Origin of the sequence: Paenibacillus hemerocallicola (assembly GCF_006265175.1) — a bacterium.
Taxonomy (GTDB): Bacteria; Bacillota; Bacilli; order Paenibacillales; family NBRC-103111; genus Paenibacillus_AB; species Paenibacillus_AB hemerocallicola.
This window is the reverse complement of the sequence record NZ_VDCQ01000025.1, coordinates 19,824-33,962: the sequence shown is the minus strand read 5'-3', so window position 1 is coordinate 33,962 and position 14,139 is coordinate 19,824. Positions and strand designations below refer to the sequence as shown.

Annotated in this window: 12 protein-coding genes; 9 read left to right on the top strand and 3 right to left on the bottom strand. The window is 52.3% G+C overall.

Annotated elements, in window-relative coordinates:
* The first annotated feature begins 167 nt into the window (after nt 1-167).
* A complete protein-coding gene (locus FE784_RS18250; protein ID WP_139603664.1) occupies nt 168-2,921 on the top strand; it encodes a glycoside hydrolase family 2 protein in 2,754 nt (917 codons plus the stop codon).
* Between the two features lie 152 nt (nt 2,922-3,073).
* On the opposite strand, the gene FE784_RS18245 is transcribed toward FE784_RS18250, so the two are convergent.
* Complete coding sequence (locus FE784_RS18245) at nt 3,074-4,195, bottom strand: GntR family transcriptional regulator (RefSeq protein WP_246132084.1); 1,122 nt, start codon at nt 4,193-4,195, stop codon at nt 3,074-3,076.
* Between the two features lie 205 nt (nt 4,196-4,400).
* Between FE784_RS18245 and FE784_RS18240 the strand changes: the two genes are divergently transcribed.
* Nucleotides 4,401-5,600, top strand: coding sequence for a chromate transporter (locus FE784_RS18240; protein ID WP_246132083.1), 1,200 nt, complete (start codon nt 4,401-4,403; stop codon nt 5,598-5,600).
* Between the two features lie 193 nt (nt 5,601-5,793).
* Here FE784_RS18240 and FE784_RS18235 read toward each other — a convergent pair whose 3' ends face one another.
* Entirely contained in the window at nt 5,794-6,237 is a 444-nt protein-coding gene (locus FE784_RS18235; RefSeq protein WP_139603663.1) for a MarR family winged helix-turn-helix transcriptional regulator, read from the bottom strand.
* Nucleotides 6,238-6,356: 119 nt separating this feature from the next.
* Here FE784_RS18235 and FE784_RS18230 point away from each other — a divergent pair, with 119 nt between their 5' ends.
* From FE784_RS18230 to FE784_RS18220, 3 genes are all read left to right on the top strand, one after another.
* Entirely contained in the window at nt 6,357-6,944 is a 588-nt protein-coding gene (locus FE784_RS18230) for an NAD(P)H-dependent oxidoreductase (protein WP_139603662.1), read from the top strand.
* A 73-nt stretch (nt 6,945-7,017) separates the two neighbouring features.
* Entirely contained in the window at nt 7,018-7,533 is a 516-nt protein-coding gene (locus FE784_RS18225; protein WP_139603661.1) for a hypothetical protein, read from the top strand.
* Nucleotides 7,534-7,780: 247 nt separating this feature from the next.
* A complete protein-coding gene (locus FE784_RS18220) occupies nt 7,781-9,028 on the top strand; it encodes an MFS transporter (protein ID WP_139603660.1) in 1,248 nt (415 codons plus the stop codon).
* Between the two features lie 85 nt (nt 9,029-9,113).
* On the opposite strand, the gene FE784_RS18215 is transcribed toward FE784_RS18220, so the two are convergent.
* Nucleotides 9,114-9,479, bottom strand: a complete 366-nt coding sequence (locus FE784_RS18215; protein ID WP_139603659.1) for a c-type cytochrome — start codon at nt 9,477-9,479, stop codon at nt 9,114-9,116.
* Between the two features lie 206 nt (nt 9,480-9,685).
* On the opposite strand from FE784_RS18215, the gene FE784_RS18210 reads away from it, so the two are divergent.
* The 4 genes from FE784_RS18210 to FE784_RS18195 all read left to right on the top strand — a co-directional run bounded on the left by FE784_RS18210 (nt 9,686) and on the right by FE784_RS18195 (nt 14,077).
* A complete protein-coding gene (locus FE784_RS18210) occupies nt 9,686-10,513 on the top strand; it encodes a sensor histidine kinase (protein WP_139603658.1) in 828 nt (275 codons plus the stop codon).
* Nucleotides 10,510-11,160 carry a response regulator gene (locus tag FE784_RS18205; protein WP_139603657.1) on the top strand — a complete coding sequence of 217 codons (651 nt, stop codon included), beginning with the start codon at nt 10,510-10,512 and terminating at the stop codon, nt 11,158-11,160. Before FE784_RS18210 ends, FE784_RS18205 begins: the two co-directional genes overlap by 4 nt.
* A 196-nt stretch (nt 11,161-11,356) precedes the next feature.
* Nucleotides 11,357-13,003: an AraC family transcriptional regulator gene (locus tag FE784_RS18200; RefSeq protein ID WP_139603656.1), complete on the top strand. Its 1,647-nt coding sequence runs from the start codon at nt 11,357-11,359 to the stop codon at nt 13,001-13,003.
* A 108-nt stretch (nt 13,004-13,111) separates the two neighbouring features.
* Entirely contained in the window at nt 13,112-14,077 is a 966-nt protein-coding gene (locus FE784_RS18195; RefSeq protein ID WP_139603655.1) for an ABC transporter substrate-binding protein, read from the top strand.
* The last annotated feature ends 62 nt before the right edge of the window (nt 14,078-14,139 follow it).

Below are 14,139 nucleotides of genomic sequence, written 5' to 3'. Positions count from 1 at the left end.
ATACTTAAGCGGTAACACATAGCTTCAGTTTACACGATCAGGTCATCATTGTAAAAATAATATAACCATTGTTGAAAATAAATATTTATATTTGACAATATACATTGTAATAAATAAATACATGAAGTAGAATGGGGTTGAAAACGAGGAAAGGTCGTGATCCACCCATGACAACATCCATTCATACGCTGCCCGAGACGGCTTCGCCCCGCCCGGAGTTCCCGCGTCCAGACTGGGAAAGAGCGGATTGGCACTCTTTGAACGGCGACTGGTCGTTCAAATTCGATCCGGACAATGCCGGACTCGGTCAAAATTGGCAGGAACGGGATGATGCCGTATTCGATTCGCGTATTATCGTTCCATTTTCTTGGGCAAGCCCGTTGTCCGGCATCGGTGTAAATCAGAAGGGCACAGGCTGGTATCGACGCACCGTAGGATGGACTCCCGCTCAAGCCGGTTCCAGGTTGTTCTTATGCTTCGGCGCTGTCGATTATGTATGCGACGTCTGGGTAAACGGTACTCATGCCGGCACCCATACGGGCTGTTACGGCTCATTCGAATTCGAAGTGACGGACTCGTGGCACGGTGACGGGGAGAATGTCATCGTCGTTCGCGCGGAAGATAACGATCTTTCGAGCCAGACTCGCGGAAAGCAAGGCTATGGCGAAATACGCGGCATTTGGCAGCCGGCTTGGCTGGAGGCTCGTCCGCAACATTTCGTGAAGGCGGCCAGATTCGTCACCCGACTCGACGGCCGTATCGAGGTATCGGCCGCGATCGAGGCTAAACTGGCCGGCAAAGCGGAGCTCATTTTCGACTTTAACGGCGGATCGGTACGGCATCGGGAAGAAATCGTATTGCAGCAGGGCGGCAACGAGCTGCAAACCGCGTTCACGATCGATCGGCCGCGTCTGTGGAGTCCGGAAGCTCCATATTTATACGAGGGAACGGTGCGGCTCGTCAGCGATGCTGGGATGGATGCCGTCTCGACTTACTTCGGCATTCGCGAAATCGGGACCGAGCTGTTCGGCGAACGAAACTATCGCTGGATTACGCTTAACGGCAAGCCTGTTTATTTGAACGGCACGCTGGACCAATCGTTTCATCCGACCGGTTATTTCACGTATCCGTCGGATTCGGAGATGCGGGACGAAATCCATCTGATGAAGCGTCTCGGCCTCAATTTCGTCCGGATTCACATCAAGCCGGAAGAGCCGCGCAAGCTGTACTGGGCCGACAAGCTGGGCATTCTGATCATGGAGGACATGCCGTGCTTCTGGGGCAATCCCGATGAAGCGGCCCGGACGGTATACGAACGGGAAGCTCGCGAGGTAATCGAAAGGGACTTCAACCATCCGTCCATATTCTCTTGGGTAATGTTCAACGAGACGTGGGGATTGAAAACCGACGACGAAGCGCCGGACGGAACGAGAGATTGGATTCCCGCCAAGCAATATTTGCCCGAGACGCAAGAATGGGTGCGAGACATATACCGGTGGGCGAAACGGTTCGATCCGACCCGCCTCGTGGAGGACAATTCGGCGTGCAACTGGGATCATGTCGAATCGGATTTGAATACATGGCACTTCTATAAAAACGGATATGAGCAGGTGCGGCAGCATCTGAACAATATCGTCGACCGGACGTTCCCGGGCTCGACCTTCAATTACTGCGTCGGCAACGCGCAAACGGACGCTCCCTTGATGAACAGCGAATGCGGCAACGTATGGGGCATCGAGGGCGGAGCGGGGGACAGCGACGTGGCCTGGCATTACCGGTACATGCTGAATGAATTCCGCCGGCATGACAAGCTATGCGGATTCGTCTTTACGGAGTTCAAGGACGTCATTAACGAGTTTAACGGCTACTACCGGCTGAACGGCACGGACAAACGGTTCGGATACGAATGGTTCGTGCCGGGAATGACGATCGCCGACCTGCATTCGCCGGACTTCATCGTCATCGACTTGCCTCCGTGTCAGACGGCCGAAGCCGGGAGCGTCGCGGAAGTACCGCTATTGCGCTCGAGCTTCTCGGACCGGCATTTCGGGCAAACGCTCCGCCTCGAATGGGAGCTGTGGTACGACAGCTTGGGCGACCGCGAAGTCGCGGACAGAGGAAGCGTCGCCCTCGACTGGAACGAATACGGCGTTGCGCCGCTCGCGCCGCTTTCGGTCCGGCTGCCTGAACGGGACGCCGTTGCGGTTCTCTCGATCCGACTTTTGACGCCGGAAGGCGGGGTGGCAACCCGCAACTTCACCACATTTGACGTGAGAAGCGGCAAGCCCGGAGGCGCATATGGCGGAAACGGTCAAACGATCTCCGTACCGGTCGCCCAATTTGCCAAGCATACGTTTCCATACCAGTGGAATGCGCTCGGCGGCCACAAAACGAACGGAGGAGCGGAAGGGGAGTTCGAATATGAAATCGAACTGCCGAACCGCGAAGAGCTGCCCCTTATCCGCGGCATTGAACTGATGTTCGAGGCCGGCGCCAAGCGGCTGCTTGTCCGCGACACGGAAGGCGCAGGGTATACGAAGCCGGAAATTTCGTTCATGCACGGTGCGGACGCGAAAACGGAGCTCAATCCGAACACGTATTACATGACCGACGAAGAGCGTCACGAATCCAGGCTGGACGTATACGTCGACGGCGAGCGTATCGAAAGCATGGTGCTGCCGGATGACCCCGCTGACAGCCGGGGCGTACTTTCATGGCATTACCAGTCCGTCCATAACAAGCTCGAGGAAGCCGGTTCTTACGGATATTTTTACAAAATCGCCGTCCCCGGACGACTCGCCGCCAAGCTGGATGCGAGCCGGAAGCTGAAGCTCGTGCTGCGATCGGACGAAGGCGGGCTGGCTCTGTACGGCCGCAACAGCGGACGTTATCCGATCGATCTGCTTGTCCGCTGCGAATAATTCCGCACAACAAAACAAAACCTCCTTTACCGTCCGTTCCGGTATTGGAGGTTTTGCCTTTATCGTCGAAGCTGCGCATCCAAGCTCCATCGAGATACCGGTGCGCTTCCGAGCGGACCTGGCGTAAGCTTTCGACACGTGCATCCCGGAAGTTAATCGCCGGGCCCGGCGGTACTTCCTCGCACGACGAGCTTCGGAACGATTTCGTCCTTGACCAGATCATGGTGTGCGTCCGGATAGTCGAAGAGAACGATTTCAGCGGCACGATATCCGAGCATGCTTGCATTTTGATCGATTGTGGTCAGCGCCGGGGATAGAAACGAGGAGACGATCAGGTTATCGTAGCCGATAAGGCTCATTTGTCCCGGAATGTCCCAGCCCAAGTCTCTGGCCGCCCGCATGGCGCCGATCGCTTTCATGTCGCTCGTGGCGAATATGGCCGTAGGCGGGTTGTCCATCGCAGCCAATTGCCGAAAGCCTTCATATCCCATCTCTTCGTTCTCCTGATTTCCGTCCATCGTCACGACCAGTTGCGGATCCAGCTCGATCCGATGCTGGCTTAACGCCAGCTTATAGCCTTGGAGCCGGAGGGAAAATTCCTGGTTAAGCTCCAGCTGCGATTTTCCCGTCAAGATGATGCCGATGCGCTGATGACCCAGAGCCAATAGATGCTGTGTCGACAAGTATCCTCCGGTCAAGTTGTCGGAAATGACGTAAGGCAAGCGGAGATGCGGGTAATAAAAATGGACGGTGACCATTTTCCGCTTTTCCGCCTTCCACTGGCTCAGCTTATGCATCGGAATTTCCTGCGCCTGCGGCAGGTGGGTCAGAATGATATATCCGGCATTCTCATCCGCCGGCAGGGCCATATCCGGCCCCAAGTCCCATGTGCAAAAATCGATGTCGTTTTCATCGCAAAACCGATGAATTCCGCTTAGCATATCGCTGAAAAACCGGTGATTGAACACTTGCATATTCGTGCGCGGATGTACGAAGTACACGTTATGCATTTGTCCGGCGCGGCCCGAGTCGGAGGAGGGACCGGTACGCTCCGCGACGAACGTGCCTTTTCCTTTCACCCGGTAAATCAGTTCCTCCTTGACCAATTCCATGAGCGCCCTCCTCGAGGTGATCTCGCTCGTGTTGTACATTTTGGCAAGCTCGCTCTGTTGGGGGAGCGGCGTATTGGGCTGAAGCTCGCCGCTTACGATTTTATCCTTCAGTTCGTTGCAAATGATTTGGTACAATGGGACGAACCTTTCGTCTTTGGACACGCCGATCACTCCTTACAATAAAGTATACTTAATGCAAAACTATTTTCAAGCGTATATGCGTAAATATACTTTTCGTGCATGAATAAGTTGATCGATTCGATTAACGGGATCGGTTCCATTCTTAATCACTATGAGGTATGCTAATGTTGTCTATAGAATGCCGCAAGATGAACTAAGCATCGTTCAAGCGAAGCGAGGATTATATATGGATGCGAACTCCGAAGAAAACCTTCCCCACGGGAAGATGAAAGCTCTAATGGAACTGTTCCTGGTATCGACCAAACTCGGGCTGACTTCCTTCGGTGGGCCAATCGCCCACCTTGGCTATTTTCACAACGAATACATACGCAAGCGCAGGTGGATGGACGAGCGGAGCTATGCGGATCTCGTCGCGCTATGCCAGTTCCTCCCCGGACCGGCCAGCAGTCAGGTCGGCATCGGGATCGGCATGATTCGTGCGGGCTTGCTCGGCGGTCTGATCGCTTGGCTCGGTTTTACGCTGCCTTCCGTGATCGCACTCATATGGTTTGCGTTCCTGCTGCAAGGATTCGATATCGGCAATGCGGGATGGATACACGGTCTGAAAATAGTTGCCGTAGCTATTGTGGCTCAGGCGATTTTGGGCATGGGCCAGAAGCTTGCGCCGGATAAAAAAAGAGCTACATTGGCTATCGCGGTTGCTTCCGTATCGCTTATGTGGCAAACCGCCTTCAGCCAAGTGCTGCTTATTGCGGCAGCCGGGTTGATCGGATTATGGGTTTACCGTAGAACGACCGTGCAGGAAGCCCCGGGTATTCCCGTACCTGTCAATCGAACCTTTGCGGTACTGTGCCTCATCGTCTTTTTCGGACTGTTGGCGGCGCTGCCGCTGCTGAGCCAGGCTTTTGCCAATGGGTGGCTTTCGTTGTTCGATAGCTTTTATCGGTCGGGTGCCCTTGTGTTTGGCGGAGGGCATGTCGTCCTGCCGCTGCTGGAGAGAGAAGTAGTGCCTGCGGGGTGGGTCGGCAAAGAAGATTTTCTTGCCGGCTACGGTGCGGCGCAGGCCGTCCCCGGACCGCTGTTCACGTTCGCCGCATACTTGGGCGCAATGGCAAAGGGCGTACCCGGGGCAATTGTCGCCACGATAGCCGTATTTTTGCCTGCCTTTCTGCTCATCGCGGGGGCATTGCCATTTTGGAATTCCCTCCGCAAAAGCCCCCGCGTACAAGGAGCGCTGATCGGCATCAACGCGGCTGTAGTCGGCATCCTGTTGGCTGCTCTATACGACCCGCTATGGACGACAGCGATAGTGGCACCGGCCGATTTTGCTCTGGCGTCGATTCTGTTTGTAATGCTCGTATTCTGGAAATCGCCGCCGTGGATAGTAGTCATAGCCGGAATAGCAGGCGGCATGCTGCTGGTATGAAGCAATAGAAATAAAGAACGCGGCACCAAACAATCAGCTTGGCTTGTTGTTCGGTGTCTTTTTAACGTAGGACGAACTTATCGACGCAGGTGATGATCGAATTCGTGATCACGCCGCAGTGTGACATTCAGCCGAGTAAGACAAGCTCTTTCCATTGGGGAATGGCTTGTCTTGTCGTCCGCATTTTCGCATATTACAATGTTTTGGTTCCATAGAACACTTTGGCCCCCAGAACATCGAGAGCGCGGTCGATTTCTTTCAGATCTTCATCGGAAACATCCTGAATCCGTTTCAGGAAACGGGCTTCTATGCGCGCAAAAGCTTCATTCATCATGGTCTGCCCATCGCGTGAAAGTCGAATAAATTGCTTGCGTCGATCTTCGGCGACGTCAAATTTTTCGCATAGCTGTTTGTCGCTCAATTTTTTCAGCTCCCGGCTCGTGTTCGGCATGGACATATGCATGCAATCGCTAATTTGACTGAGCGTAACGGGCTGGCTGACGGCTATATATTCAAGAATGCTGTATTGAACGGGAGTAATGGCAGCGGATTTTACATCTTTTGTAACTTCATGCGTCACTTGATGAACGGCGGTAGTAAAAGCTACAAATTTGTGAAAAAAAGCTTGTTTGTCCACGAAGATCACCTCTATATACAAGATAGCAAAATGATTATCATAAAACAATTATCATTTGACAACTAAAAACGGAGTGTGCTACGATTTGCTTATCATTTGATAAGTAAAGAGGTGGATCGATGAAAATGCTCGTTATTTATACCCATCCGAATCATGAGAGCCTTAGCTATGCTTTTTTGCAAACGGTCATCGATGGAAGCAAGGAGAACCCCGATATTACCGAATTCAAAGTTCTGGATTTATACGAGGAGAAGTTCGATCCGGTCCTGGTGTTCAATGACACAAAACGCAGAAGGGATATGCATGCCGATCCCCGACTCGAGACATACCGGGAACAGATCGTTTGGGCCGATAAAATCGTTTTCGTGTATCCGATCTGGTGGGGACGGCCTCCGGCCATGCTGTTGGGGTATATAGATCAAATGTTTTCCTCGGGATTTGCGTATAAAGACAAGGGAGGACTTCTGCCGGAAGGGCTTCTGAAGGGCAAGTCGGTCGTTTGCATTTCGACGATGAAGGGGCCGACGTTTTATCCTTTGTTCTGGTTGAATAATGCGCATAAAGTTTTGATGAAGAAAGCACTGTTCCAGTACGTGGGGATCAAAAAAGTGAAGTTTTTCGAATTCGGGAATATGGAGAGCCCAAAGGGGAGACACGCGAAGAAGTTAAATAAAATATTTCAATATTTCAAAACGATTGCTCACTGAAAAGATTAAAAAACAGAACTATGGTGCTCTTCCTTGCGTCTAATATTTGTAAATTTAACCAGGAGGAGCGATCATGATCCCGAATCATAAATATCCGTATATTTCAAGCACCGTAACCTACTGTATGATTTATACGATGCTATATTTCTTCACTTACATGATTGCGGGAGCAAGCTACTCGATGATCATGAATTTTCCCGCCGATCAATCCCGGGCGATTTCCTGGCTGTATTACGGAATTATGTTCGCAGTTATTCCCTATCTCGGGGTGGGGTTATTGACGCGGGCTTACTCCGTCGGATCGGAAAAAAAACATGCGGCCTTCCTACATTCCCTTCTGGTGACTCAATCCGTCGACAAGCTCGGAGTTCCATTCTTGGCTACGATTATCGCAAGCGGTTTTCCTTCGAGCTGGTATGGGCGCGACTTTCCGTCGACCGGATATCGCCTGCTGTGCGAGGAATTGCCTTTTTACTGTACCGGGTACGTGCAGCCTTACCTTCTTTACAATACGCTTGCAGGAATGGCAATCCTGTTTATGTCGATCTATATGTTTCGGGGCGCTCAAAAAACGCGTTGTGTAAATTAAAGTTCCGCAGAGAAGCTTATAAAAACATTTTACCTACTTGGAAATCGGCCATCCATGTATAATAGGATGCAACTACTTTCGGAGGTGTTCGAAAATGTTAAAAAACAAATTCGCCGTCAAGCTGTCTACAATCGGAAAGCGTAAAAACATTCGGTAGGACACGCGCGCAATTGGACTGCGCATGACGATGTCGGGACAAGCGTGACGAGTGAATCTGCCGAAATCGGAGAGGCGGACCCGACAACTTATGAAGCTTCATGCATCGCAGGTTTATAGAATAATGGGATTTTGGACTTCATTGGCCAATGCGACAATGTTTACGACCTATGCGATTTACCAAGTAATCGCACTGGGACTGAATCCTTTTCAACTGCTGTTGGTAGGGATGGTTTTGGAAGTCACGGTACTCGTGTTCGAAGGCATCACCGGGGTGATTGCCGATATCTACGGTCGTCGGCTGTCAGTCATAGTGGGCATGTTCGTGCTTGGATTCGGCTTTGTGCTGGAGGGTAGTGCGATATGGTTGGGGGAGGCGAGTCCTCTTGTCTCGGCGTTCGTATGGCTGCTTCTGTCACAGGTGGTCTTCGGCATTGGCGCTACGTTCGTTAGCGGCGCGGATACGGCCTGGATTGTCGATGAGGTTGGAGAGGAGAGAGCGGGCCGCCTTTTTCTAAAGGCCAGACGCGCAGGTCTACTCGGCACATTAATAGGCATCGCGCTAAGTGTGGGGTTGTCCGCCGTAGGAGCAAATCTGCCTTATATAATCGGAGGCATCCTGTATGCGATGCTGGGTCTATTTCTGCTAGCCAGCATGAAAGAGACGAAGTTTGTCAGGGCAGTACGCGACGACGGGGCGTCTTCGCATTGGCGGAGCATGAAAGCGACATGGCTATCCGGCGCTCAAGTGATACGGCGCAATCCGGTATTGCTAATGGTCCTGATTGTTACGCTATTCAGCGGTGCCTCATCGGAAGGATACGATCGCCTGTGGCAGGCGCATCTCATCGTCGATATCGGCTTTCCGCAAAGCGTGCCTATCACGACAGCGTCATGGATCGGACTCCTTGCGCTTCTATCCACTTTGCTGAGCTGGCCGGTCCTATGGATGGCCGAGAAGCGCATTGACATGAGCAGCGAGCGGATCGTATTCCGAAGCATGATCGTGCTGACAGCGGCCAGAATCGTCGCTGTTCTGGGGGTCGCGCTCTCGTCCGGCTTCGTCTGGATGCTCGTTGCCGTCCTGTTCTTCGAAATCGTACGGACGCTGAGCGGACCGATCTACGACACCTGGCTCAACCTGAATATCGAGAGCAAGTCGCGCGCGACCGTACTTTCGATGATGAGCCAGACGGACGCGATCGGCCAAACGGCAGGCGGTCCGTTCATCGGTTGGATCGGCCATCGCTACTCCATGCGCGCGGCTCTCGTGACCGCCGCCGTGCTGCTCGCGCCCGTTCTGGCTGTATATGCCCGTGCCCGGCAACGAAATCGTTAAGTGTGCTGCACTGTAGTAAGGAAGAGGGGAGAAGCCCGGTTAATGAGCCGAGCTTCTTTTTTTTCTAAGCAATCCGAAGCTTTTCTTATTTATGCTGCGCCAGCCACAAGGCCAAGTTGGCCACCTCTTCTTCCTTCAGCGAGCTTTTGAAGGCTGGCATTGCGCCTTTTCCGTTCAGCACGAGCTTGTATAGCTGCTCATTCGTTAACTTTGTTCCTACTTTTTGCAAATTTGGTCCGAGTTTGCCCTCCAGTTGATTGCCGTGACAGGCGACGCACGACTGTTTGTAGATGGCTTCGGCAGCGGCCTGATCCAGCGTGACGCCAGGCATGGACGGTCCTTGAGCCTCTTGCTCCTTCTCGGGCTTGTCCTGTACGGCTCCCACCATCAGCATTACGAGACCGAAAGCGCAGGCTCCGAAAAAAAGAATAGCCATTATCCATTTTTGCATAGTATCCCTCCTTGCTTTTTCAAGTTTTCATCTTATCATTCCGGGAAAGTGTTGTATATAGCTCCAAAGAGTCATGCATCGCTCACATTTTCGAAGCTGTTCTGGCCCTAATGAGTCATAGCCGGCGGAAGCGAGATTGAGTAACATAATAGGTGACATAAGGAGATCCGCAACATTATCCATATCGAACAAGGGGAGAATGGCCCATGTCTTACAAGCAAATCAAATGGCTCATCCTCATTATCCCGACTCTGACTATCGGATTATGGGAATATGTCCGGCATCAATTTTTGCTGCCCTACATTTCCATGGAGCTGGGCAACTGGCTGGCTCCTGTCATCGTGTTTACCGTGACGGTGATTTTTCTTACTCAATTGTTCTCGTTATTGGAGGATATGCAGGAAGAGCTGAAGGAAGCCCGTGCGGAAAAAGCGGCATTGGAGGAACGGGAAAAAATGGCGCGCGAGCTGCATGACGGCATCGCCCAATCTTTATTTCTGCTCGCCGTTCAGGTCGACGTGTTGGACAAGCGCAATACCGGAGCCGAGGCCGAAATCCGGACGTTTCGTCAAACGGTGCACGAAGTAAACGGTTATGTCAGACAGGCCATCGCCAACCTGCGTGATCCCGTATCGCCCGATACTTTGCCTTGGATGGAGCTTATGAAATCATTGTCAATGGATCTTGCCGCAGAGACGGGAATCCGTGCGGATTGGAGCTGGAAGCTGCCTGAAGAGAAGCTGTCGGCGAAAGAAAAGGTGGAACTGTACGCATCTTTACGGGAAGCGCTGCTGAACGTTCGCAAACATGCATACGCCGAACATGTCCGGATTTCGTCGGAGGAATGCGGTTCGGGATGGATCTGCGCGGTCTCGGATGACGGCAAAGGCTTCGACGGGGACAATCTGCGGTTGACCGACAAGTTCGGCCTGAAAATAATGAGAGAACGCGCAGTCGAAATGGGATGGACATTCGAGCTGGTTCGGGAGCATGGAATTTCCGTGTTCCGGATCCGAAAGAGGAGAGAGCGATGAGTCCGATGTTCCGCGTTATGCTCGTAGATGACCATAAACATGCACGTGAAGGCATGCGAACGATTTTGCGCATGGATCCGGCCTTCGAAATTGTCGCCGAAGCGACGAGCGGGCAGGAGGCAATCGCATTCACGGATGTCTGCATGCCGGATATGATTTTGATGGACATCCAAATGCCTACCATGGACGGTTTGGATGCGACGAAAGCGATCAAAGAAAAGTACCCCTATATCAAAATCGTCATGGTAACGGTATCCGACGATATTGCCCATTTGTTCGAGGCGCTGAAAAAAGGCGCGCAAGGCTATTTGCTTAAAAATTTGCATCCGGAGGAATGGCATCACTATTTAAAGGCGATCGCTTTGGACGAAGCGCCACTCAGCCGCGGGCTGGCGATGCGGATTTTGCAGGAGTTCTCGCATAAGCAACAGCCGAAATCCGAGCCGTCTCCGTTGACCGGTCGGGAGAAGGAAATTTTGCGATTGGTTGCGCAAGGGCTGCCGAATCGGGAAATCGCCCAACAGCTGGACATTTCCGAGCATACGGTCAAAAACCATCTGAAAAACATTTTGCACAAGCTTCATCTGGAAAACCGGGTACAGCTCGCCCGATATGCCTTTGATAGAGGTATAACCGGCATCACCTGATCTATCTTTCACATTTTATTAACAGCTTTGACTCGTCGTTGGCGGCCGAAATGAGCCAATACCATGATAATGCGACGCAACTCCGTTCCCGATAGGGCGGGGTTGTTCGTTTTCTTCGTTGATCTGCCGCCTTTTTTTTCGTACAATGGGAATGCGATTGCAATGATAATCATTATCAGTGAGGGTGGCGGAATAAATGATTGCAGAAAGCTCCCGGCAAGACGAAAGTGCTTCATTCGAGGAGCTGAGATTCACTCTTGCGCACATCGCGAGGATAAAGGAATTGGGCGAAGATCAGCAATGGCTGTCGCCGAAACGTCTGGAGGCTCACATACTTTTGGCCGTCAAGCAGGACGATGTGCAATTCGCGATAGACGACCGTCTATTATCCTTGAAAAAAGGGACGATCTTTATCGGCTTGCCGGGACAACGGATCGAATACATGGGAAGCACCTCGTCGGGGACGGAAGACGGCTACGCCATCATATTCGAGCTGCAAGGCAGTGAAAGCGTAAAGGATGCCGCTCTCCGCATGATCGGAAACGAAAGCAATTGCGGCATCGTTTCGGATGCTTTCGCGGCCTTATTCCCGGATTTGTGCGATACGGCTTATCGTCACTGGCATCAGCCGTCCAAGCTGTCGCGGCTGCGCAGTCAGGCGACCTTCTACGAGATTATGTACAATGTGCTGTATCATGCCTCCATAGCGAAGGACCGAGGCATGCATGCATCGCTGGAAATGATCCGAAATTATTTGGACACGCACTTCGGGGAGAATGTATCGATAGAACAGCTGGCACAGCGCATCGGAGTAAGCTCGCGGCATTTCAGACGGGCCTTCAAGCAGCTGTACGGCATCAGCGCCACCGATTACGTGACGGACTTGCGCATGTCTCAGGCGAAAAGGCTGATGGCGACGACGCGGCAACCGATAGCGGAAATTGCCCGTCATGTCGGATATCAGGATGAGAGCCACTTCCGTCGCACGTTTAAACAACAGATGGGAATTTCGCCATCGATTTATGTGAAGAACCGGCAGCTCAAAGTGGCCGCGTGCAGCTTCCCGAATATCGGACAGCTGCTTCCGATCAGCATCATTCCTTTCGCTGCGCCGATCGATCACGACTGGACCGATTATTATCGCCGGAAGTATCGTACGGAGGTGCAATTTCCGCTACACCACAACAACGAAATCAACCGCAAAATGCTTTTGGCCGCCAAGCCCGATCGAATCATTGCCATAGATGCGTACGGATCCGCCGAGTTTCAGGAAAGGTTGGGCGAAATAGCCCCGACGCTCATTATTCCTTGGCGGACGAAAGGCTGGAGAGAGCACCTGCTGCTGACGGCTTCGTTTTTGAATAAAACGGACGAAGCGATGCGTTGGCTGGCGGTCTATGATGAAAAGGCCGATATGATGCGCGAGGTGTTGGACCGCATAGTCCGGAGCGAGAAGCTGCTGGTCGTCATGATTGATCGTCACGATTGCTACCGCTGGACGGGAGAAGGTGATCACGGTAAACGGAACCGGTATGATCTGCCGTTTGCCCCGGAACGCCACAAGACTTATTCGGACCGTTCGTTCGAGAAGGTCGTACCGGAGTCGCTTGATTCATTTGGAGCGGAGCGCATCATTCTGCTGCTGTCGGAGGATCGCCATTCGCAGCTGACTTGGAATTCGCTGCTGCTGTCGGAGAGCTGGAAGAAGCTGAAGGCGGTACGGCAAAACCGTGTCCATACGATGTCGGTGGGACCATGGTTCGAATATACGGCGTATAATCACGGCGCCATTCTCGATCAGGCGTTGAAAGCTTTGAATAAAGTATCGGCATGTCCGAAATAACACTGACAAATGTCCGTTCGGTTCATATACGGGAAGGAAGCGCGGAGTTATAATTCACATTGAGGATAATAATCATTATCAACAACGAGACGAGAAGGAGAATACGATGTGAAAAAGCTGCTCCAACGATATTTCCTGTACGGGATAACGCTGCTGGCAATCGGTTGCATGCTAAGCGCATGCTCGGGTGGGGCCGAGCCGGGCAATAAAAATGCCGATGAGCCGGCCGCCGCCAAAACCAAAACATTTATCGCCGCAAACGGCGCCGTGGAGGTACCGGCAAATCCATTGCGGATCGTCGCGCTTGCTCCGAATTATGCCGGGTATTTGCTTGCTCTGGGGATTACGCCGATTGGCGTCCCGGAATTTACGCTAGGCAATCCATATTTGAAGACGAAACTGGGTGGAGTAGCCAACCTGGGGGCCAATGGGGCTACCGAGCCGACGATCGAGCAGGTTTTGGAGTTGAAGCCCGATTTGATCATTGGGCTTACGGCCGTCAAAAATACGGAACAGCTGCAAAAAATCGCGCCTGTCGTTACCTTCGAGAGTACGAAAAACAACAAGGAGCTGATGCTCGATCTCGGAAAGCTGACGAATCGGGAGCAGCAGGCGCAAGCATGGCTTGCACAATGGGAGAAAAACATCAGCCGTTACAAGCCGCAAATCGAGGCTATCGCCAAAGGACGAACATTTTCTATCTTGTATCCGTCCGCCAAAGGCATCTATATGTTCAGAGAAGGCTATGGGCGGGGGACGGAAATATTGTACGGGGACTTCGGAGTCGCTATGCCGGAGGCGGCCAAGCGCACATTCGAGCCTGGAAAAGGCTTCTCGTTAGTCAGCCTCGAGAGCTTGCCCGATTTGGCCGGCGACTATATTTTTGCTTCACCTTGGCTGGGCGACGCTGCCGGCGCCGGCACGGTGTACGACAGTCCGATCTGGAAGGGGCTGCCTGCTGTCAGAGAAGGGCGGGTATTCCATGTGGATTACGACATTTTCACGTTCAGCGATCCGTATTCCTGGGAAGGACAGCTTGGGATCATTCTCGATAAGCTGCTGTCTGGCCGGTAAAGATTGCAACAATTCCGAAGTCGCATAATTGCGGCTTTTTTTGTTGACTTATATAGCAACAA